Origin of the sequence: Sphingobacterium siyangense (assembly GCF_007830445.1) — a bacterium.
In the GTDB taxonomy this organism is placed as follows: domain Bacteria; phylum Bacteroidota; class Bacteroidia; order Sphingobacteriales; family Sphingobacteriaceae; genus Sphingobacterium; species Sphingobacterium siyangense.
Window position 1 is genome coordinate 79,808 of record NZ_VLKR01000010.1, and the last position, 20,870, is coordinate 100,677.

The 20,870-nt window shown below is 39.2% G+C and carries 19 protein-coding genes; 6 read left to right on the forward strand and 13 right to left on the reverse strand.

From position 1 onward, the window contains the following. Nucleotides 1-21: 21 nt before the first annotated feature. The 4 genes from IQ31_RS10785 to IQ31_RS10800 all read left to right on the forward strand — a co-directional run bounded on the left by IQ31_RS10785 (nt 22) and on the right by IQ31_RS10800 (nt 5,035). Nucleotides 22-960: a homoserine kinase gene (locus tag IQ31_RS10785; RefSeq protein ID WP_088163765.1), complete on the forward strand. Its 939-nt coding sequence runs from the start codon at nt 22-24 to the stop codon at nt 958-960. 155 nt (nt 961-1,115) lie between these two features. After that, complete coding sequence (gene thrC / locus IQ31_RS10790) at nt 1,116-2,423, forward strand: threonine synthase (protein ID WP_088163763.1); 1,308 nt, start codon at nt 1,116-1,118, stop codon at nt 2,421-2,423. Nucleotides 2,424-2,585: 162 nt separating this feature from the next. Next, the gene (locus IQ31_RS10795) at nt 2,586-3,773 is read left to right on the forward strand and encodes a class I SAM-dependent rRNA methyltransferase (protein ID WP_075994142.1); all 1,188 of its coding nucleotides are present in this window, start codon (nt 2,586-2,588) and stop codon (nt 3,771-3,773) included. Nucleotides 3,774-3,838: 65 nt separating this feature from the next. Further along, a complete protein-coding gene (locus tag IQ31_RS10800) occupies nt 3,839-5,035 on the forward strand; it encodes an MFS transporter (protein WP_088162914.1) in 1,197 nt (398 codons plus the stop codon). A 69-nt stretch (nt 5,036-5,104) separates the two neighbouring features. Here the strand turns inward: IQ31_RS10800 and IQ31_RS10805 are convergent, their stop codons facing one another. The 7 genes from IQ31_RS10805 to IQ31_RS10835 all read right to left on the reverse strand — a co-directional run bounded on the left by IQ31_RS10805 (nt 5,105) and on the right by IQ31_RS10835 (nt 10,929). Further along, complete coding sequence (locus tag IQ31_RS10805; RefSeq protein ID WP_075994140.1) at nt 5,105-5,866, reverse strand: SGNH/GDSL hydrolase family protein; 762 nt, start codon at nt 5,864-5,866, stop codon at nt 5,105-5,107. 34 nt (nt 5,867-5,900) lie between these two features. Then, entirely contained in the window at nt 5,901-7,088 is a 1,188-nt protein-coding gene (locus IQ31_RS10810) for an aspartate aminotransferase family protein (RefSeq protein WP_088162912.1), read from the reverse strand. A gap of 61 nt (nt 7,089-7,149) precedes the next feature. Continuing rightward, a complete protein-coding gene (locus tag IQ31_RS10815) occupies nt 7,150-7,569 on the reverse strand; it encodes a hypothetical protein (RefSeq protein ID WP_232475616.1) in 420 nt (139 codons plus the stop codon). Continuing rightward, nucleotides 7,569-8,525, reverse strand: coding sequence for a hypothetical protein (locus IQ31_RS10820; RefSeq protein ID WP_145327963.1), 957 nt, complete (start codon nt 8,523-8,525; stop codon nt 7,569-7,571). The genes IQ31_RS10815 and IQ31_RS10820 overlap by 1 nt, the downstream gene beginning before the upstream one ends. 33 nt (nt 8,526-8,558) lie before the next feature. After that, nucleotides 8,559-9,104 (reverse strand): RNA polymerase sigma factor, encoded by a 546-nt coding sequence (locus IQ31_RS10825; RefSeq protein WP_145327964.1) that lies wholly within the window; start codon nt 9,102-9,104, stop codon nt 8,559-8,561. Nucleotides 9,105-9,125: 21 nt separating this feature from the next. Next, entirely contained in the window at nt 9,126-10,079 is a 954-nt protein-coding gene (locus IQ31_RS10830; protein WP_075994135.1) for a transketolase family protein, read from the reverse strand. A 1-nt stretch (nt 10,080) separates the two neighbouring features. Continuing rightward, nucleotides 10,081-10,929, reverse strand: a complete 849-nt coding sequence (locus IQ31_RS10835; protein ID WP_075994134.1) for a transketolase — start codon at nt 10,927-10,929, stop codon at nt 10,081-10,083. Between the two features lie 170 nt (nt 10,930-11,099). Here IQ31_RS10835 and IQ31_RS10840 point away from each other — a divergent pair, with 170 nt between their 5' ends. Next, nucleotides 11,100-13,517: a glycoside hydrolase family 3 N-terminal domain-containing protein gene (locus IQ31_RS10840; RefSeq protein ID WP_088162910.1), complete on the forward strand. Its 2,418-nt coding sequence runs from the start codon at nt 11,100-11,102 to the stop codon at nt 13,515-13,517. A 125-nt stretch (nt 13,518-13,642) separates the two neighbouring features. On the opposite strand, the gene IQ31_RS10845 is transcribed toward IQ31_RS10840, so the two are convergent. The 4 genes from IQ31_RS10845 to IQ31_RS10860 all read right to left on the reverse strand — a co-directional run bounded on the left by IQ31_RS10845 (nt 13,643) and on the right by IQ31_RS10860 (nt 16,316). After that, a complete protein-coding gene (locus IQ31_RS10845) occupies nt 13,643-14,197 on the reverse strand; it encodes a NifU family protein (RefSeq protein ID WP_088162909.1) in 555 nt (184 codons plus the stop codon). A gap of 72 nt (nt 14,198-14,269) precedes the next feature. Then, nucleotides 14,270-15,619 carry an adenylosuccinate lyase gene (purB, locus tag IQ31_RS10850; RefSeq protein ID WP_145327965.1) on the reverse strand — a complete coding sequence of 450 codons (1,350 nt, stop codon included), beginning with the start codon at nt 15,617-15,619 and terminating at the stop codon, nt 14,270-14,272. A 126-nt stretch (nt 15,620-15,745) separates the two neighbouring features. Further along, the gene (locus IQ31_RS10855; RefSeq protein ID WP_088162907.1) at nt 15,746-15,949 is read right to left on the reverse strand and encodes a PG1828 family lipoprotein; all 204 of its coding nucleotides are present in this window, start codon (nt 15,947-15,949) and stop codon (nt 15,746-15,748) included. 145 nt (nt 15,950-16,094) lie between these two features. Further along, nucleotides 16,095-16,316 carry a PG1828 family lipoprotein gene (locus IQ31_RS10860; protein ID WP_075994129.1) on the reverse strand — a complete coding sequence of 74 codons (222 nt, stop codon included), beginning with the start codon at nt 16,314-16,316 and terminating at the stop codon, nt 16,095-16,097. A gap of 327 nt (nt 16,317-16,643) precedes the next feature. On the opposite strand from IQ31_RS10860, the gene IQ31_RS10865 reads away from it, so the two are divergent. Next, nucleotides 16,644-17,993, forward strand: a complete 1,350-nt coding sequence (locus IQ31_RS10865; protein ID WP_198385988.1) for an acyl-CoA dehydrogenase family protein — start codon at nt 16,644-16,646, stop codon at nt 17,991-17,993. A 115-nt stretch (nt 17,994-18,108) separates the two neighbouring features. Here the strand turns inward: IQ31_RS10865 and IQ31_RS10870 are convergent, their stop codons facing one another. Both IQ31_RS10870 and yidC read right to left on the reverse strand, forming a co-directional pair. Next, complete coding sequence (locus tag IQ31_RS10870; RefSeq protein ID WP_145327966.1) at nt 18,109-18,894, reverse strand: META domain-containing protein; 786 nt, start codon at nt 18,892-18,894, stop codon at nt 18,109-18,111. Between the two features lie 118 nt (nt 18,895-19,012). Next, nucleotides 19,013-20,839 (reverse strand): membrane protein insertase YidC, encoded by a 1,827-nt coding sequence (yidC, locus tag IQ31_RS10875; protein ID WP_120333254.1) that lies wholly within the window; start codon nt 20,837-20,839, stop codon nt 19,013-19,015. Between the last annotated feature and the right edge of the window lie 31 nt (nt 20,840-20,870).

Sequence of the window (20,870 nt, forward strand, 5' to 3'; positions counted from 1 at the left end):
AAGGTGATAAATTTAGACAGCATGCTGTCCGAAGTTCGTGTTTTTGCGCCTGCAACTGTCGCAAATATGATCTGTGGTTTTGATATATTGGGGTTTGCTGTCGAGGAACCCGGTGATGAGGTGGTTATGCGGCGCACGCAACAACCTGGAGTAACGATTCGGGAAATAACTGGCGACGATGGAAGACTACCACTCGATCCCGGTAAGAATACGGTATCTGCCTGTGTTCAATATCTATTACAAGCCTTGAATATCTCTTCAAAGGTAGGTGTCGAAATTGAATTGCATAAACATATGCCAATTGGATCGGGACTTGGCTCCAGTGCAGCAAGTACCGTGGCTGGGCTTTTTGCCATCAATACCATGCTTGGAAACCCTTTGACAAAAGAAGAATTACTGCCATTTTGTGTTGAAGGTGAGCGTTTGGCTTGCGGTACAGGCCATGCCGATAATGTTGCCCCGGCGCTTTATGGAGGCATAACATTAATTCGGGGAAATGAACCTTTGGATGTTATTTCCATTCCTTCACCAAAAGAACTCGTAGCAGCGGTCGTTTTTCCACAGGTCGATGTTCCCACACGTGACGCAAGACAACTTATAAAAGATAAAGTGCTGTTAAAAGACGCCGTCACACAATGGGGAAATATCGCGGGATTGGTTGCCGCGTTGTTCAAGGAAGATTATGATCTCATTGCGCGAAGCATGAAAGATATTCTTATTGAACCAACCCGTGCAATTTTAATTCCTCAGTTTTATGAAATGAAAGAGATTGCCTTGAAAAATGGCGCCTTGAGTTTTGGTATTTCTGGCTCAGGACCTTCCGTCGTTGCAATAACACGGGATGAAAAAATAGCAAAGGATATTGCCGACAAAATACAAACTCATCTCAAAGAAAATGAAATTGATAGTTTTGGCTATGTTTCCCGTGTCAATGTGGAAGGACCCAGAATATTAGATTAAAAATTATTTAAGGACAGAAACGAGGTTTATAAAATCTTAGGTTAATTGATCATTGCCTCAGAAAAGATAATAAAATGAAATATCCACATTCTAAAGTCAACACGAATGAAAATAACAGGATGTTTTATCGGCCTCTACAAAAAGATTATTTACATATGAAATTTTATAGTACAAATAATAAAACATTAGAAGTCTCCTTCAAAGATGCGGTCTTCAATTCTCTCCCTGCAGACAAAGGATTGTATATGCCTGAAGAGATACCACAATTGGATCCGCTGTTTATTAAGAATATTCAACAGTATTCCTTGCAGGAGATTGCTTTTGAAGTAGCTTCTACACTATTGGGAAATGATATTCCCAAAGACGATTTAAAACAGATTGTGAACGATGCCATCAATTTTGATGCTCCTGTAAAATTCTTGACCGACAGCACCGCTGTGCTTGAACTATTTCATGGGCCATCTTATGCCTTTAAGGATTTTGGGGCTCGCTTTATGAGTAGGGTCATGGGCTATTTTTCAAAGACTGACGATAAATTACTGGACGTACTTGTCGCGACATCAGGCGATACCGGTGGAGCTGTTGCCTTGGGCTTTTTGGGAGTAGAAGGAACACGTGTGACGATACTATATCCTAAAGGTAAAGTCTCGGAGGTTCAGGAATTACAACTGACCACTAATGGACAAAATATTCGTGCTATTGAGGTAGAAGGAACCTTTGACGATTGTCAGGCATTGGTAAAACAAGCCTTTAGTGATGCCGAACTTAATGCTATATTGCGTTTGACTTCCGCTAATTCAATCAATATAGCACGGTTGATCCCACAGACATTTTATTATTTTTATGCGTATGCACAATTGAAGTCACAAGGAGTCAATGAGGTCGTATTTACAGTGCCGAGTGGTAATTTTGGTAATATTGGAGCTGGTTTATTGGCTTATAAAATGGGACTTCCAGTGAAACATTTTGTAGCAGCAACAAACGTCAATGATACCGTTCCTAGATTCCTTTCTTCAGGTAAATATGAGCCACTGCCTTCTGTTCAAACCCTAAGCAATGCCATGGATGTGGGAAATCCAAGCAACTGGGTACGTATACAGGATCTCTTTGGCGGAAATGTGGCTGAATTAAAAAATATGCTTTCTTCTTATACATTTACAGATGAAGAAACAAAAGAAGGAATGCAGAAATTACTTGAAGAATCGGATTATATCGCCTGTCCGCATACAGCAATTGCCTGGCTTGGCGCTCGTGCTTATGCAAATGAGTACCCCGGTCCGTATGCTTCAGTTTTCTTATCGACAGCACATCCCTGCAAATTCCCGGATGCAATAGCCGCAGATGTATTCGAAAAAATAGTTTTGCCTGTCGGCGCAGAAACATTGCAAGGAAAAGAGAAATTAGCAGAATCTTTGAAAGTTGATTTTGAAGCCTTCAAAAAATATTTAATCAACCATAACTAAACGTTGAGGGCTCCTTAGGAGCCCTTTTATTTTTATTCAGAAATAGTTGAGTTTTTTGGATTAAAAGGATTTTTGGGAAATATATAATGTATTGAGGATGTTAGATTGTTTTATCCGGAAAGTTTCATCAGGATGTCGAATTAATAAGTTAATTTTGCAACAATGAAATCAGTTTATTTGAATAAGGGTAAGGATAAAGCTGCCTGGCAATTGCATCCTTGGGTATTTTCTGGAGCAATTAAATCATTGTCCGATAAAATTGAAGATGGCGAAGTTGTTGGCGTTTACAATGCTGAACGTGAATTTATTGCCTATGGTCTATTTCACAATAGCTCGCGTGTAGCCATTCGTTTATTGGAGTGGAACCCTCAAGCACAGATTGATGCAGATTGGTGGCGTGCCCGAGTTCAGAAGGCTGTTGCAGCAAGACAGCATCTGTTGCAAGAAGGCGTTACCAATACAGTTCGTTTAATCTTTGCTGAAGCAGATTTTCTTCCTGGACTTATTGCAGATAAATACGCAGATTTTATATCCATTCAGATTCATTCAGTTGGGGTGGAAAAAGTCAAATCCATTATTATAGATGAATTGAATGCTTTGCTGCAACCCAAAGGAATTTATGAGCGCAGTGATCTGAAATCCCGCGAACATGAAGGATTACCCGATACCAATGGACTTTTGTTTGGAGAACTTCCATCTGAATTTGTCGACGTTATCGAAAATGGCATTCATTATAAGGTTAACATTATTGATGGGCAAAAATCGGGATTTTATTGCGACCAACGTGAAAATCGCCAGCTAACGGCCAACTACGTTTTGAATAAACGAGTCCTAGATTGTTTCTGCTATTCCGGTGGTTTTACGTTAAATAGTTTGAAAAGTGGCGCTGCAGAAGTCATATCTGTAGATAGTTCTGCACTGGCTATTGAAACCCTGGAAAAGAATATTGTTGAAAATGGTTTTGAACCTAGTCGACATAAAGCAATATTGTCTGATGTAAACAAGCAATTGCGTAAATTCATTGATGAAGGGGAAAAATTTGATCTGATTGTCCTGGATCCACCGAAATATGCACCCTCTCGATCTGCATTGGAAAGAGCATCAAGGGCGTATAAAGACCTGAATCGCCGCGGATTGATGTTGTTAAATAGCGGTGGTTTATTAGCGACATTTTCTTGTTCAGGTGCGATGGATATGGATACGTTCAAACAAGTGCTCGCTTGGGCTGCACTGGATGCCGGTAAGGAAATTCAGTTTATCAGACAATTTCATCAACCTGAAGACCATCCTGTCCGGGCCTCGTTCCCCGAAGGTGAATATCTGAAAGGATTGTTGGTACGCGTATTGTAATTATTATATGAAGGTAGTTTAGGTTGGTTTGTTAAAATCAACCTTTTTAATTTTTGAAAGACGTCATGATACAAGAGAAGGCGGGTAGACCTATTTTTTCTATTTTGTTTGCCGTGAGTATGGTGCATCTTCTGAACGATATGATTCAGGGAGTGATACCGGCAACCTATCCCTTGCTCAAAGAAGAGCATCATCTAAGCTTTTCTCAGGTTGGGATGATTACAATGGTTTATCAGATAGCAGCTTCAATATTCCAGCCTGTTGTAGGCTCATTTACGGATAAACATCCTGTACCGTACTCCCAGATTATAGGGATGTCTTTTTCACTTCTCGGTATGTTTTTGTTTTCGAAAGCACATAGTTATGAATGGATCTTATTTTCTGTTTTTCTGGTCGGGATTGGATCTTCAATCTTTCACCCTGAATCTTCTCGTGTAGCTTATATGGCGTCGGGAGGAAGAAGAAGTATGGCACAATCTATTTTTCAGATCGGAGGCAATGCAGGGACCGCAATGGCTCCAATCATTGTCGCTTTTTTGGTTTTACCGAGAGGGCAACAGGCGATCGCTTGGATGTGCTTATTTACCATTCTCGGCCAATTTATATCTTATTATATCGGTAGTTGGTATAAAAAGAGGCTTCAAAGCTCCGCTAAATCAACGAAGAGAACAATACGCGTACCTGATCTACCCAATAGCAGAATCGTCGTGACGGTTATTATACTCCTATTACTGATTGTTTCAAAATACTTCTATATAGCAAGTATCACAAACTACTTCCAGTTTTATACAATCAAGAAATTCGGAATCAATGAAGTGGAAGCACAAGTCTATCTATTTTATTTTCTGATAGCCGTTGCGGTGGGAACCCTACTTGGAGGAGCATTCGGCGATCGATTTGGTCGCAAATATGTCATCTGGTTCTCCGTCTTGGGCGTTGCGCCATTTGCATTGGCATTACCCTATGTTGGACTTACGATGACGGGGATATTAATCGTGATTATTGGGTTGATTTTATCATCAGCTTTTCCAGCAATTATTGTTTATGCACAAGAACTATTGCCTAAAAAGTTGGGTATGGTTTCAGGTTTATTTTACGGCTTTGCATTTGGAATGGGGGGGATTGGATCCGCTGTACTTGGCTGGCAGGCAGATCATACTTCCATCGAGTTTATTTATCACTTATGTTCCTATCTGCCATTGATCGGTATTGTGGCTTATTTTCTTCCCAATCTACAAAAAACACCTTATAAAGAAATTTAGATTTAACATATAGGCATATGTTAAAAAAGAAAGAGCGGATTTCAATAAAGTATCCGCTCTTTTCTTTTATTACTTGATGCAGTCCATCCAGGCTGAGGCCATCATTTGTGCCCCAGCAAGCGTGGGATGTACGCCGTCCGCAGCCCAATAGGCACCAGGGGCATTCTTTTGAGCATTGTCGAATATTTTTTGATAGGGGATAAGAATTGCTCCAAATTCTTTGGCGATCTCACGAGCGGATTCTTGATAAGCCAAAAATTTTGGATACCAAGCTTCAGTAATGTGACCTACACCCTTTACTGCAAAAGGCTCTCCAATGATCAATTTGACATTTGGAAGCTTTTGTAATGTCTCCTGCAATAGCTGTTTGTACTGGGATTTATACTCTTCAACCGTAGTCTGTGCTCCTCGATCGATTGTCCGCCAGAAATCGTTCACACCAATCAAAATACTCAATACAGTAGGGTTAATTGCCAGAGTATCCTCCTGCCAGCGCTTTTGAAGATCGGGTACACGATTTCCGCTAATACCTGTATTATATACCTTTAGTCTCTTTGCTGGATATTTATTTAAGAGTTGGCTGGCAGCCAATAAAGCATAACCATGCCCCAGCGCTGCGGTGTCATTGGCATTTTTGTTATTTCTATCTCGGCCCACATCCGTAATGGAATCGCCCTGAAATAAAATGATGTCGTCGTTATTTAAAGTGATTTTTGAGGAACCGACTGTTGATTCGTGTGCGAATACATCGTTTCTCAGTAAATCGGCGCCAGTCAATAGACCGGTGCCAATAATGCTTTTTTTGATAAATGATCTGCGGTTTGTGTTCATTATTAGGTTTTTGTTATGTTTAAAGTTACATACTTTAGGCATACTTTTCCAAACCTTTTATAATGATGTTACAAGCTTTTTCAATTTCTAGATTTGTAATAGTCAATGGTGGGGCGACACGGAGTGCCGTTTCACAATGCAGATACCAATCGATCATAACCCCTTTTTCAGCACAATACTTACTCACATTGTAAACTTGATCAAAAGAAGCCAGTTGCAGACACATCATAAGGCCTAGTCCTCGAATTTCTTTAATTGCAGGATGCCTGAGTTTTTCTTTAAATAAAAGCGATTTTCGCTCAACCTGTTCGACTAATTTTTCTTCCTTGATAACAGCTAGTGAAGCCCGCGCTGCGGCACAACTCACAGGATGCCCCCCGAAAGTTGTGATGTGCCCAAGCATGGGATTATCCTTAATAACGTCCATCACTTCTTTGGCTGCAACAAATGCACCCAAGGGCATACCGCCTCCGATGCCTTTGGCAAGCATCAGGATATCTGGAACAATAGCAAAATGTTCGAAGGCGAAAAGACGGCCTGTTCGACCGAAACCTGTTTGAATTTCATCAAAGATCAGTAAAGTACCTGTTTCATTACAGCGTTTTCTAACAGCTTGCATGTAAGCGATATCCGGGACTCGGACACCAGCTTCTCCCTGAATAGCTTCGAGGATGACAGCAGCAGTTTGTTCCGTAATCTTTGTGAGATCTTCCATGTCATTAAACCCGATAAAATCTATTTCGGGAAGGAGGGGGGCATACGCTTTGCGATACTCATCGTTTCCGATCAGACTGAGCGCGCCTTGTGTGCTGCCGTGGTACGCTTTTTTTGCAGCGATAATCTGCCTGCGACCAGTATATTTCTTTGCTATTTTCATAGATCCCTCTACGGCTTCCGTTCCACTGTTGGTGAGGTAGACTGATTGAAAATTAGCGGGAAGTTCTGCTAGTAATTCTGTAGCAAATTGCACCTGTGGCGCCTGCACAAATTCACCATAAACGGTGACATGTAAGTACTGCTCCAATTGTGATTTTATAGCCTCTAAAACCTTCGGATGACGATGGCCTATATTGCTGACATTGAAGCCGGAGACCAAATCCATATATTCTTCTCCATTGGGGCCATAAAGGTAGACACCTTCAGCCTTAACTACTTCAACCAATCTAGGTGAGCTAGATGTTTGAGCAGTATTCATTAAAAATAATTCTCTGTTGCTTAACATGATCTTACAAATGTCCGAAAATAAAAAAGAAGTCTTCAAGACTTCTTTTTTATTTTCGAGATTATTTTCTTCTATTCTGCAGGGATTTGTATAGATGTTCTCTGAATTCCTGTTCTACTTCAAAAAATTGCGATGCCCGCGCATTGCCAATAACTTTGGCAAATTTGACCCGGTATTCTTTTTTGATCTCCACTTCTTTAACATCATACTGTAAGACATCTCTGGAACCACCTCTAAAACTATTTTTGGGAGCACCATTCAATTTTTCTTTTCTGATATCCCAAAGTGTTTGGCTATACTCATTATAGAGCGGAAAGAATTGCTGAGCCTCTCTTGGCGTTAAATCTAGTTCTTTAGTAATGTAAGCTATTTTTTCATTTTCTATAGCTTGAAATCGATTTTTGTCTTGTGCAAAGCCCAAGGCAATAGAAAATATACTAAAGAACAATGTTATCCATATGTATTTTTTATCGAACATCATTATAAGGTATAGTTTAGATAATCTTCTATTTCTTGTTTAGATATATTACTCCCAAATCCCTTGGTAGGGAGATTCGCTTCATCGGTATACTGGGACATATAGATCATATCATCACCAGAAGCTGAAGCCGCAAGGTAATTAATAATTTCCTGCTTAGGAATTTCTGACAAATGTTGGCTCAACTGCTCTTCTGCAACTGTTTCTACGGGAGCTGCATTTTGTTGTTGATACTGATACCCCCAATATCCTCCTATGCTCAACATGGCGGCAAAAGATGCTGCAACAGCATAGCGTGCATACCATTTTTTCGGTCTTCCTATTTGATGGATAGGTGTATGATCTTTTTCAGGCTCCTGCACAGCATTAATAATACTGTCGGAAAGAGTCTCAAAATAATGTTGTGGTACATCAAAGCCTGCAGTCACAACCGTTTCTTTGAGTTTTTCTTCAGCGATACGAGCAAAAATAGTCGATTCAACTGTTTCTTCATAGCCAGCCGGAACAGAGAAACCATCTGTAGGAACTGTTTTCTTCAATTCCTGCTCAGCTAAACGGGCGAAGATGGAATCTTCAAGCGTTTGATTATAAGCAGAAGGCATTGTAAAGCCATCAGATACAATCGTTTCTTTTAATTTGTCTTCTAAAATTCGGTTGAGGATAGTTGAAGATAGTTCGGAAGCATAATTTTCAGGAATTTCAAAGCCGTCAGTAGCAACTTGATTTTTTAAATTGTCTTCTGCTACTTTACACATAATGGCCTCAGATAGGCTATCAAAATATCCTTCTGGAACCTCAAAGATGGATTCTTCCTTGCATTCAATCAATTTGACTTGCGTAATTATTTTTGATTCTAAATCACTGAAATAATTTTCAGGTAAGCCAAATGGATTTTCACGCAACGATGCTGGAAGATTTGTAGGCTCCAGCCCATCATGATATGTGCCATTTTCCTTCATAGTATTTGTTAGAACCTAATTTCGCTAAAAGGTTTAATCGTTGTTGTTAAAAAATGCCTCTATTTTTTTGACGGCCAAATGATAAGAGGCTTTAAGCGCTCCAACACTTGTTCCGAGAACTTCTGAAATCTCTTCATATTTCATGTCTTCAAAATATTTCATATTGAAGACCAATTTTTGCTTCTCTGGCAAGGTCAACAAAGCCTGTTGTAATTTCATTTGAGCTCTATCACCATTGAAATAATTGCCATCAGCAAGCGTTTCTGCCAGATAAGCAGTCGTGTCGTCATCCAACGACACGTTCTGCTTTTGCTTTTTCTTATTTAAGAAGGTAATACATTCATTTGTTGCAATACGATAAAGCCACGTGTATAACTGTGAGTCTTCCTGGAAGTTCCCAAGGTTCTTCCATACTTTCACAAAAATATCTTGTACAACATCGTCCGCATCGTCATGATCGATGACCATTCTTCGCACATGCCAATAAATCTTCTGTTGATATTTCTTCAACAATAAACGGAAAGCTTCTTCTCGCGTACTCTCTTCGGCGAATTTTGCTATAATTAAAGCGTCATCCATATATTGACTTGCGTAGTTTTGTTATTTTCTTTTGATTACTTTTTGAGCCGCTGCAACAATAGCCGCTGCATTCAGACCGTATTTTTCCATCAATTGAGCAGGAGTACCTGATTCTCCAAAACTATCATTTACAGCAACGTATTCTTGTGGAGTAGGCAACTCTCTTGTTAATACCTGAGCAACGCTATCACCTAAACCGCCAAGACGATTATGCTCTTCCGCCGTTACGACACATTTGGTTTTAGCAACAGATTTTAAAATAGCTTCTTCATCCAAAGGTTTGATTGTATGGATATTGATAATCTCAGCGTTGATGCCCAACTCAGCTAATTGCTCACCAGCTTGGATAGCTTCCCATACCAGATGACCTGTAGCAATGATCGTAACATCCGTTCCTTCATTTAATAATACCGCCTTACCAATCACAAATTCCTGATCAGCAGGAGTGAAGTTAGGAACTACAGGACGGCCAAAACGCAAATAAACCGGTCCATCATATTTGGCTGCAGCAATCGTAGCGGCTTTTGTTTGATTGAAATCACAAGGATTGATCACTGTCATTCCAGGCAACATTTTCATCAAACCGATATCTTCTAAGATTTGGTGAGTTGCACCATCTTCACCTAAGGTTAGACCAGCATGTGACGCCGCAATTTTTACATTTTTGTCCGAGTATGCGATCGATTGGCGAATCTGATCATAAACACGGCCTGTTGAGAAATTTGCGAATGTACCTGTGAATGGTATTTTACCACCGATCGTAAGTCCGGCAGCAATACCCATCATGTTTGCTTCCGCAATACCGATTTGGAAAAAGCGCTCAGGAAATTCTTTGATAAAATCGTTCATTTTTAACGAACCGATTAAATCAGCACATAATGCAACTACATTCTCATCTTGCTTTCCTGCTTCTAGTAAGCCCGCACCAAATCCTGAGCGTGTATCTTTTGACTCTGTATAAGTATATTTTTTCATGCTAGTAATCTCCTAAAGTTTCTGTAAGCTGATTCAACGCCGACGCCAATTGTTCGTCATTTGGAGCAACACCATGCCATTTATGAGAACCCATCATAAAATCAACACCGCTACCCATTTCAGTATGCATCAGAATAATAACCGGTTTACCTTTTCCTGTGCGTGATTTAGCTTCTGCTAAACCTGCAACAACAGCATTCATGTCATTGCCTTTAGCAATTTCCATCACATCCCAGCCAAATGCTTCCCATTTTGCACGAAGATCACCAAGAGATAATACTTGATCTGTAGATCCGTCAATTTGTGCTTTGTTATAGTCAACAGTAGCAATTAAATTGTCGATTTTGTTGTGTGGTGCGTACATTGCAGCTTCCCAAACTTGGCCCTCCTGCAATTCGCCATCACCCATTAAAACATAAACTAGATTATTGTCTTTATTCAATTTTTTTGCCTGTGCGGCTCCAATTGCAACAGATAATCCTTGGCCCAATGATCCCGAAGCAATACGAATACCCGGAAGGCCTTCGTGTGTTGTTGGGTGACCTTGAAGTCTGGAATTGATTTTTCTGAACGTTGCTAATTCGCTCACTTCAAAATATCCCGCATGCGCCAATGTACTGTAAAATACAGGAGAGATGTGTCCATTTGACAGGAAGAATAAATCTTCTCCTTTTCCATCCATGTCAAAGGAAGGATTGCGTTTCATTGCATTGAAATAAAGCGCCACAAAGTAATCTGTACAACCTAACGAACCACCTGGGTGTCCTGATTGACAAGCGTGTACCATACGTACGATATCACGTCTTACCTGTGATGCAATTTGTTCTAGTTTGTTAATATCTGCACTCATTTTTTTTGTTGGTTTCACAATTGGTCGTAAAGTTAACTATTTTTAAGCTAGATGCTTGTTAAAAAATGAATTTATATTGACTTATCCCAGATCGACGATGTGTTTGATCTGCGGATTTTTATTTTTTTTGTACCTTGCTTCACTTTATAAAACCAACAATTTTCAGCATAATGCCTAATCAACTCAAAAGCAGCCTTATTATTTCAGCGCTCTCAGCCCTTTATTTGCATTCTTCTGCCCAGCACATCAACATTTACCATAAGGATTGGATCGATTTTAACAAAAATGGGAAAAAGGATATTTATGAAGACCCCAAACAGAAAATAGCCAGTCGCGTGGAGGATCTGTTGCGTCAAATGACTGTTCAAGAAAAGGCCAATCAGACGGTTACACTCTACGGTTATGGGCGGGTTTTGAAAGATGAGCAGCCCACTGCCGCTTGGGACAAAGAGATTTGGAAACACGGCTTGGCCAATATCGACGAAATGTTGAATAGCTTGGCTTATAATAAGTCGGCAAAAAGTTCATTTTCGTATCCCTTCAGCCGCCATGCTCAAGCCTTAAATAATGTTCAAAAATGGTTTGTGGAAAACACACGACTTGGTATTCCCGTTGATTTTACCAATGAGGGGATTCATGGACTCAACCATGATCGCGCTACTTCCCTGCCGGCACCAATCAATATTGGAAGTACATGGAATACTTCACTGGTACGTAAAGCTGGCGATATAATTGGTAGGGAAGCCAAATATCTGGGCTATACCAATGTCTATACGCCTATTCTTGATGTTTCTAGAGATCCGCGCTGGGGAAGAGTGGTTGAAACCTATGGCGAAGATCCGTTTCATATTGCTGAAATGGGGAAACAAGTTGTTTTAGGGATTCAACAAAATGGAGTCGCATCCACATTGAAACATTATGCGGTCTATTCTGTGCCCAAAGGGGGAAGAGATGGCAATGCACGTACGGATCCTCATGTTGGCTTTCGTGAGATGCATTCGCTTCACCTCTATCCATTTAAAAGGGTCATAAAGGAAGCCAAACCCTTGGGAGTCATGAGTAGTTATAATGATTATGATGGCGTGCCTGTATCTGCCAGCAGCTATTTTTTACAGGACTTACTCCGAAAAGAGTATGGTTTTGAAGGGTATGTGGTGTCCGACAGTGAGGCTCTAGAGTTTATTTACAACAAACACCATGTTGCTGCAAACTATAAAGATGCTATTAAACAGGCATTAGAGGCGGGTTTGAATGTGCGGACAAATTTTGATCCACCGAGTACATATCTAACGCCACTAATGGAACTAATAGAAGAAGGAGGGCTGGATATCAAAATATTGGATCAGCGGGTTCGCGAAGTCCTGACCGTGAAATTTAAACTGGGTTTATTTGATCATCCATTGAGAGAAGATATAGCGATAGCCGATAAAAAGGTGCATACCCCCGCAGATGAAGAAGTATCACTTCAAATGAATAAGGAGTCTATTGTTCTGTTGAAAAATGAACAGAATCTTCTCCCAATAGACGTGAATAAATACAAACGAATTTTGGTTACGGGACCAATGGCAGAAGCAACAAATTATACGACAAGTCGCTATGGACCTTCCAATAATCCGATCACCACCATCAAAGATGGGATTATAAACTATGGAAAAACAAAGGCACTTCGGGTTGATTATGCAAAAGGGGTAGATGTCGTGGATAAAAACTGGCCTGAGAGTGAGATTATTCCAACAGACTTGTCCGGCGAGGAGCTGGAAAAGATGGCCGAAGGTGTTCGTCTCGGTAAAGAATCTGACCTAATCATAGCGGTAATGGGCGAGTCGGAACGGGAAGTCGGTGAAAGTCGATCGCGATCAGATCTAAATTTGCCAGGCAAGCAACGCGACTATTTAATGAAATTGAAGGAAACAGGTAAACCTATTGTGCTGGTACTTGTCAATGGTCGTCCACTTACTGTCAATTGGGAAAACAAGTATCTACCTGCAATTGTGGAGAGTTGGTTTCTTAGCAATCAGTCGGGAAATGTTCTTGCCGAAATGCTGTTTGGAGGGTATAGCCCTAGTGGAAAATTGCCTATTTCATTTCCGAAGTCCGTCGGACAGGTTGAAATGAATTTTCCGACCAAGCCCGCTGCACAGGCGGGGCAACCTGGGGTCGGACCCAATGGGTGGGGCAATAGTCGGGTTGTTGGATTCTTATACCCTTTTGGATATGGATTAAGCTACACAGATTTTAGTTTTTCAAATTTACAACTCGCGAAGAAACAGATCAGACCAACGGATTCCCTTACAGTTACGGTTGATATTGAAAACATAGGGAAGAGGAAAGGCGCCGAAGTTGTTCAGCTTTATATCAAAGACGTGCTGTCTTCGGTAACGACATATGAGATGGATTTGCGTGGATTCGAAAAAGTTGAGCTTAATCCAGGGGAAAAGAAGACGTTACAGTTTACGATCTTACCTGCCCACCTGGAACTTTTGGATCAGCATAATAACTGGACAGTTGAACCCGGCAAATTTGAACTATTTATCGGTAATTCTTCTGTTAATCTTCCGCTTAAAGATTCATTTGAAGTAGTCAATTAGGTTAAAAAATGCTATACCAAGCAGATGGTGGATAGCGATTATTTCTTCTTAAGACTAGTGAATAAAAAAAGGATTCAGCAAAATTAATTACTGAATCCTTTTTTTATTGTATCGAATAGCTGTGATTACATGGCCTCAGCGACAACTTCAGTCACTTCTGGAACCATGCGTTTCAACAATCCCTCAATTCCTGCTTTTAATGTGATTGTCGAAGATGGACAACCACTGCAAGAACCTTTTAGTTCAACTGTCACAATACCTTCGTTGAAGGATTTATAATGGATTGCTCCACCATCTTGTTCAACAGCAGGTCTTACATAATCATGTAATACTTGTTGTATCTTCACTTCAGTTTCAGTACCTTCAAAATTAACCTCTGTATCGTGGTGTACCGTTTTTACAGCAAGTTCAGACTCTACAGCACCTTTTACAAAGTCTTTTAGCAAGGCTTCAATGTCTTCCCATTCCGCATCTTCAGTTTTGGTAATGGTCACGAAGTTACTTGCAAAAAATACCCCATTTACAAAGTTAAATTTGAATAATTCAAGTGCAAACGGTGAATCTTGTGCTGCTTCTTTATTTGGAAAATCCACACTACCGTTGATCAACAATTTATTGACCAAGAACTTCATTGTAGAAGGGTTGGGTGTAGACTCTGTATATACGTTAATCGTAGCCATGTAGTATCTATTTTTATTCCAAGCAAATATAGGTCAAATGAAGCTTTGTTAAGGTCATCTATAAGTAAAAGCTTATAAAGTGACACCTGTGTAGTTAGAAGGACTGATCGCTTTCAGTTCCTCTTTAACTTCCGCTGATACATTTAGATTATCAACAAATGTTGCTATCGTTTCTTTTGTAACATGTGTGTTGGTACGTGTTAGGTCTTTTAAAGCTTCATACGGCTTTGGATAGCCTTCCCTTCTCAATATAGTTTGTAGTGCCTCCGCAACAACAGCCCAATTATTTTCAAGATCATTGGCCAACGCCTGTTCGTTTAAAATCAATTTGCGTAACCCTCTCAAAGTCGATTTAATAGCAATTAGGGTATGTGCAAACGGAACACCAATATTACGTAATACCGTAGAATCTGTTAAATCTCGTTGAAGGCGGGAAACTGGTAACTTAGCCGCAAGGTGCTCAAAAATGGCATTTGCAATACCTAAATTTCCTTCTGCATTTTCAAAGTCAATCGGGTTGACTTTATGTGGCATAGCCGAAGAACCGATTTGACCAGCAGTAATTTTTTGTTTAAAATATTCCATCGAAATATATGTCCAAATGTCACGGCATAAATCGATGACAATATTGTTTATCCGTTTTAAGGCATCACAGCTTGCAGCAAAGTTATCGTAATGCTCAATCTGTGTGGTCGTTTGTGAACGGTCTAACCCCAAGATATTGTTTACAAAATTATTCCCAAAATTGATCCAATTTGTCGCTGGATATGCAACGTGATGCGCATTAAAATTACCAGTTGCGCCACCAAATTTAGCGGAATACGGTACTTGATGTAATAGTTGCAATTGACGTTCTATGCGTTCGATAAAAACATACAACTCTTTACCCAAACGAGTTGGAGATGCCGGTTGTCCATGGGTACGTGCCAACATCGGGATGTCTGACCATGACGTTGCTAATGATTTTAACTCATGAAGCAACTCTTCTATTGCCGGTGTATAACTTTCTTTAATGGCTTCTTTCCAGGAAAGTGGAATCGCTGTGTTATTGATATCTTGTGAAGTCAAACCAAAATGGATGAATTCAAGGTAGTCCTGTAATCCTAATTTTTCAAATTGATCTTTTAGAAAATATTCAACTGCTTTAACATCATGGTTCGTAACTTTTTCTGTGTTTTTGATCCAAATGGCATCTTCTTCAGAAAAATTCCTGTAGATATCCCGCAATTTTTCATTGAGTGTTTTGTCAAACTGTTGTAATTGAGCAATACCGGATTCACTTAATGCAATAAAATATTCGACCTCTACGCGTACACGATATTTTATTAAAGCAAATTCGGAAAAAAATGCTGAAAGTTCATTAGTATTATTGTAATAGCGTCCGTCAATAGGCGTAACTGCTGTTAAAGATGATAAAGCCATAGATTGAATGATTTTTGGCAAAGGTAAAAAAATGCTTGGAGCTTAGCAATTTAATTGGTGTAGATATAAAAAAAGCCTCCTTGTTGAAGGAAGCTTTTTATACGGTGTAAATTCTTTTTCAGAGAATTAGTGAGCAGCTTTAGTTGAATCAACTTTAGCAGCAGCTGAATCTACAGCAGTTTTTGCTGAATCCAATTGCGTGTTAGCTGAATCTAAAGCAACGTTAGCTGAATCAGTAGCAGCATCAGTTTTTTTAGCTGTTTCACCACATGATGCGAAAGCCAATGTTAAAGCTAAACCTAAGAAACCGAATTTGAATGCGTTTTTCATTTTATTAAAATTAAAATATTTTTAAATCTTGTTATTTAGGAGTTAATACCATTAAACCAAAAAGGTAACCCCTGTATTTATTTTTTTTAAAAAAAGAAAGGCCTTTCGTAAAAAAGGCCTTCCAAAAGCTTTATTCAGTCCTGAATTATTTAGTAGCAGCTGAATCAACTTTAGCAGCAGCTGAATCAACTTTAGCAGCAGCTGAATCAACTTTAGTAGCAGCTGAATCTAATGTGTTAGCAGCTGAATCAACTAAAGCAGAAGCTGAATCTGCAGCACCTTCAGCTTTTTTCTCTGAATTGTTACAAGATGCGAAAGCTACAGTTAAAGCTAAACCTAAGAAACCGAATTTTAATGCGTTTTTCATTTTCTAATTTTCTAATTTAAATTGAAATAATTTTCTTTTTCATCTCTTAATACACGTAACCAAAAAAGGTAACCCAAAAAATGATTTTTTTTTAAAAATATTTTTAACACATTGTTTTTCATTTATTTATAATTCTATGTTTTATTCAAAACATTCCTGATTCCACTATTTTATTGATAGGGGATTGGGCGATATAAGGTAAGATATTGTCCATTCGTTTGTTTACCGGATAATTCGATCTTGTCAATTTGTATCATGTCATTTCCAAACAATTTTGGATTATTTTTCTTATTTTAAGAAGTAAACACTTAAAAAGAAATTGCAGTTATGTTTGATAAAGTAAAGAATATAATGGATTTGGCAAAATCAATAGACTTTGGCAAATTGGAAGAAATATCGAAGAAAGTGGATTTGGGAGCAGTCATGGATGCCGTATCAAAAATGGATGATAAGCAGCTTCATGGTTTAATGAAAATGCTAAGTGCAGGAAAAGAAAAAAAGGAATTACCGCCTATTAATGGTGATTTCTATGCTATGGATAGCAAATTAAACGATTCAGATCGTGCATTACAATTGAAGGTAAGGGAGTTTATGGAGACCGAAGTTAAGCCAATCGTCAATAAATATTGGTTAAGAGATGAGTTCCCTTTTGAAATAGTACCGAAACTAGCAGCTTTAAATATTTGTGGCTATACCTACGATGGGTATGGTTGTATGGGGGGAAGTTCATTAATGGAAGGGATCATAGCGGCGGAGATAGCACGGGTAGATGCTTCTGTAGCGACTTTCTTTGGCGTACAGAGTGGTTTAGCCATGGGATCAATTTATATTTGCGGATCCGAAGAGCAAAAACAAGAGTGGCTGCCCAAAATGCAGCAGATGCAAGTGATTGGTGCTTTTGGTTTAACAGAGCCCGAAGTAGGGTCGGGAGCAGCAGGCGGATTGACAACGACCTGTAGGAAGACAGCTGAAGGTTGGGTCTTAAATGGTCAAAAAAAATGGATCGGGAATTCCACCTTTTCCGATATCACAATCGTATGGGCAAGGGATCTTGATGATGGCGAAGTTAAGGGGTTTATTGTACGAAAGGATAATCCAGGTTTTTCAGTTGAAAAAATTAAAGATAAGATGGCTTTGCGCATTGTGCAGAATGGCCTTATTACTTTAGCGAATTGTATCGTTCCAGAAAGTGATCGCCTGCAAAATGCGAATTCCTTTAAAGATACAGGAAAGGTTCTTCAGATGACGCGAGCAGGTGTCGCTTGGATGGCCGTAGGATGTGCGCGGGGTGCTTATGAAAATGCCTTGGATTATACGCGTAAAAGGAAGCAATTTGGTAAACCAATCGCTTCTTTTCAACTTATTCAAAATCACCTGGTTGAAATGTTGTCCAATTTGACAGCTATGCAAACGCTTGTCTTCAGATTATCTGAATTACAGGATAAAGGTGAACTAAAAGATGAACATGCCTCGCTGGCTAAAGTCTTCTGTTCTTTACGTACGAGAGATATTGTTTCCAAGGCTCGAGAGGTCATGGGTGGAAACGGTATTCTGTTGGAGTATAATGTCGCACGGTTTTTGGCCGATGCCGAAGCAATTTATTCCTATGAGGGGACAAAAGAAATCAATTCACTCATAGTTGGTAGAAGTATAACTGGATTTAGTGCCTTTGTTTAGGCGAGATCCGGCTGGTTTTTGACTTCCTGTTGCCAAATATCGCTTAATACATAAAAAGGGCGTTGTTTTTTAAACAATGCCCTTTTTACTTCAGTTGGAGCAAAAAAGCAATTTTCTATTTCCGTTTAAATCGCATAATAGCAATATCTCCCATGATAAATGTCAAGGTATTCTCGCTTACACTATAGGTGTTTACCTTTTCCAATGTCGAAAAGAAAGTTGCTTCACCATTACCTTCGCAGGCCATTTTCGTTGACATAATCGGGCCAAAATTAATGGTATTTCCATTGGTTTTAAAAGTCGTATTGTAGTTATTACAGCTACTATTCCCGTTTACTTTACCACTGGCAGCATCAAATGTCATTGTTGGTTTACGATTGGGATATAGGCCATCAAAAGCGATCCGTGGGCCGGATATATAATCAAGTTCCCAAGTTCCACTAAGTTCTTGTTTATTGTTCTGAATTAACTTAAATTTTGCCAGGGGAGCCATCTTAGCTTTGTTCAGGCTAAGAATGCCATCCTTAACCGTATAATTATCTGCAGCAATCAGGTTTTTGGATAAAGCTTGTTCAATAGACATATCCGGACAGGCCATCATCGTAGACATGCCCTGAGCAAATTTAACCTTTCCATTTTTTGATAATGTCAATTCTCCACCGATGCCATTACATCCGCCACTTGCACTGTAACTTTTTTCGTCCAGCTGGAGGTAAGGCATTTTGCCGTTGATCTGATCCGCTACAGGCTGTCCATTGATTTCAATCAATTGCCATTTTTTTTCAATTACTGACGACATGCTACTGTCTGTGTTCTGCTCATTCGCGTTCTTCTTGATCACAGAGCAACTTCCAAGACTAACGATTAAGATGGCCAATATGGCGATGTTTTTAAAGTTCATATTCTAAATTTTAACCTATTAACACCCTTTTTAACGTTTGGTTTGACGAAATGCTACAAAAGTTCACAAACAAAGAAGGCTTCCAATTTGGAAGCCTTCTTTATCAGTATGATAAATCTTACGATTTGTTTTTATTTTGTTGTGCTTGTTGTTGTGCACGCATCATCTCTTCCATTTTCGTTTGGAAGCTCGATTTTTTATCTGCTTTTGGATTCTTTTTATTTTCCTCCAATTTAGCTAAGATTTTCTCATCATTCACCATGGTGCGAATAACCAACTGAGTCAAGAACGTAAATAATGCACTTAAGAAATAGTAGTAGTTCAAACCTGCTGGGAAGCTATTCAAAACAAAGAAGAAAATCAAAGGCATGATATAGCCCATGTATTTCATTTGTCCTGTAGCACCAGATGTAGCGTTGTTATACCAAGTCGTCAACAATGTTGTCAATGTCATCAAGATACACATCAAAGAGATGTGGTTGAATGATCCAAAAATAGGTGCAAATGTAAACAGTGTATCATAGGTTGACATATCCTTCATAAACAAGAAGCTTTGTCCTCTCAATTCAAATAAATTTGGAAAGAAGTAGAAGAACGCAATTGTAAATGGCATTTGTAGGACAAGCGGAAGACATCCACCAAGTGGATTTACACCAACCTGTTTGTACAATTTCATTTGCTCCTGCTGCATCAACATTTGATTATCTTCACCCACTTTTGCTTTGATCTCATCCAGCTGCGGTTTTAATACACGCATTTTTGCCATAGAGACATAAGACTTGTAGGTCATTGGTGAAAGAATCAGCTTCAACATCAATGTCAATAAAAGGATAACGATACCGTAGCTCATATGGAAACCATCCAGGAAGTTAAATACAGGTACTGTAATCCATTGGTTGATCCAACGCATAGGGCCCCAACCCATATTGATGATCGATTGGTAGTCATTACCCTCGGCCTTCAATACATTGTATTGATTTGGTCCAAAGAAGAAGTTTAAGGAATAGTTATTGTCCTTATGATTATCAAATGCCAATTCTGCGTTTGTATTATAGAATTTGACGATGTCGGTTTCTGAAGCATGTTTTACATCCACTTTTGCATTGACAAAGCCATCTTTAGTGCTGAGGATATTAGAAAAGTAATGCTGCTTGAATGCAATCCATTGTACTTTTTTCTCCAATGCTTCATCCGCATCTTTTGATTCTGAAAGATGATCTACTTTATTATCTTCTTTATAATAAAGTGTAGATTTCTGTCTTTCAGATTCTATGTTTTGCTCTTTTTGTCTCAACGCGGTGTTCCAGTTAAGGGTCAACGTTTTTTGACTCTGCGGAATTAAATTCTGTATCCCTTTTGTGTTAATATCCAGTCCAACATTATAGCCTTTACCAGCAATCGAGTACACATATTCAATATACTGTTCGGCACTGTAATTTAGTCGGAATTTTACAGATTGTTTACCTTCACCAGAAACTTGGATATCCGAAGATTCTGTATTGAAGTATAAATCATTTGTTGATACGTTTTGACCAGCTGCGTTAAATTGAAAACCAAACTTATTGTCCTCACCATCAAAAAGCATCAAAGGTTTTCCATTGAAATTCTTTTCGCCTTTTAGTTCTACGGATTTAACCTTACCACCTTTTGTACTGATTTTGGCAATGATTTTCTCGTTTTCAATCGTAATGACTTTCTCCGTTCCAAATTTTGTCGCACCAAAAGGCTTTTTCAATTCCGCCGAATCAGCAATCACTGCTGTTTGTGCTGCTTTGGCTTTAGCGGTAGAGTCACTTTCGGCAGGCAGTCCTTTTTCTGTGCGCGCTTTAGCCTCTTGTCTCGCTTGTTCTTGTTTGATTTCCGATTCTGAAGGCTTCATCAGGTAAAATGAACCAGTGATGATAGCAAACATCAGGACCAAACCAATTAGGGTATTTCTATCCATTTTTAATAATTAAACTTAATTAATTGTATCC

Bases quoted from the DNA above. Each gene is read 5' to 3' on its own strand.
- IQ31_RS10815 (WP_232475616.1), bottom strand. From the start codon at position 7,569: ATGATGTTCGATAAAAAATACATATGGATAACATTGTTCTTTAGTATA.
- IQ31_RS10820 (WP_145327963.1), bottom strand. From the start codon at position 8,525: ATGAAGGAAAATGGCACATATCATGATGGGCTGGAGCCTACAAATCTT.
- IQ31_RS10860 (WP_075994129.1), bottom strand. From the start codon at position 16,316: ATGAAAAACGCATTAAAATTCGGTTTCTTAGGTTTAGCTTTAACTGTA.
- thrC (WP_088163763.1), top strand. From the start codon at position 1,116: ATGAAATTTTATAGTACAAATAATAAAACATTAGAAGTCTCCTTCAAA.
- IQ31_RS10870 (WP_145327966.1), bottom strand. From the start codon at position 18,894: ATGAACTTTAAAAACATCGCCATATTGGCCATCTTAATCGTTAGTCTT.
- IQ31_RS10800 (WP_088162914.1), top strand. From the start codon at position 3,839: ATGATACAAGAGAAGGCGGGTAGACCTATTTTTTCTATTTTGTTTGCC.
- IQ31_RS10865 (WP_198385988.1), top strand. From the start codon at position 16,644: ATGTTTGATAAAGTAAAGAATATAATGGATTTGGCAAAATCAATAGAC.
- IQ31_RS10810 (WP_088162912.1), bottom strand. From the start codon at position 7,088: ATGTTAAGCAACAGAGAATTATTTTTAATGAATACTGCTCAAACATCT.
- IQ31_RS10825 (WP_145327964.1), bottom strand. From the start codon at position 9,104: ATGGATGACGCTTTAATTATAGCAAAATTCGCCGAAGAGAGTACGCGA.
- IQ31_RS10835 (WP_075994134.1), bottom strand. From the start codon at position 10,929: ATGAGTGCAGATATTAACAAACTAGAACAAATTGCATCACAGGTAAGA.
- IQ31_RS10805 (WP_075994140.1), bottom strand. From the start codon at position 5,866: ATGAACACAAACCGCAGATCATTTATCAAAAAAAGCATTATTGGCACC.
- IQ31_RS10785 (WP_088163765.1), top strand. From the start codon at position 22: ATGCTGTCCGAAGTTCGTGTTTTTGCGCCTGCAACTGTCGCAAATATG.
- IQ31_RS10845 (WP_088162909.1), bottom strand. From the start codon at position 14,197: ATGGCTACGATTAACGTATATACAGAGTCTACACCCAACCCTTCTACA.
- IQ31_RS10830 (WP_075994135.1), bottom strand. From the start codon at position 10,079: ATGAAAAAATATACTTATACAGAGTCAAAAGATACACGCTCAGGATTT.
- IQ31_RS10840 (WP_088162910.1), top strand. From the start codon at position 11,100: ATGCCTAATCAACTCAAAAGCAGCCTTATTATTTCAGCGCTCTCAGCC.
- IQ31_RS10795 (WP_075994142.1), top strand. From the start codon at position 2,586: ATGAAATCAGTTTATTTGAATAAGGGTAAGGATAAAGCTGCCTGGCAA.
- purB (WP_145327965.1), bottom strand. From the start codon at position 15,619: ATGGCTTTATCATCTTTAACAGCAGTTACGCCTATTGACGGACGCTAT.
- IQ31_RS10855 (WP_088162907.1), bottom strand. From the start codon at position 15,949: ATGAAAAACGCATTCAAATTCGGTTTCTTAGGTTTAGCTTTAACATTG.
- yidC (WP_120333254.1), bottom strand. From the start codon at position 20,839: ATGGATAGAAATACCCTAATTGGTTTGGTCCTGATGTTTGCTATCATC.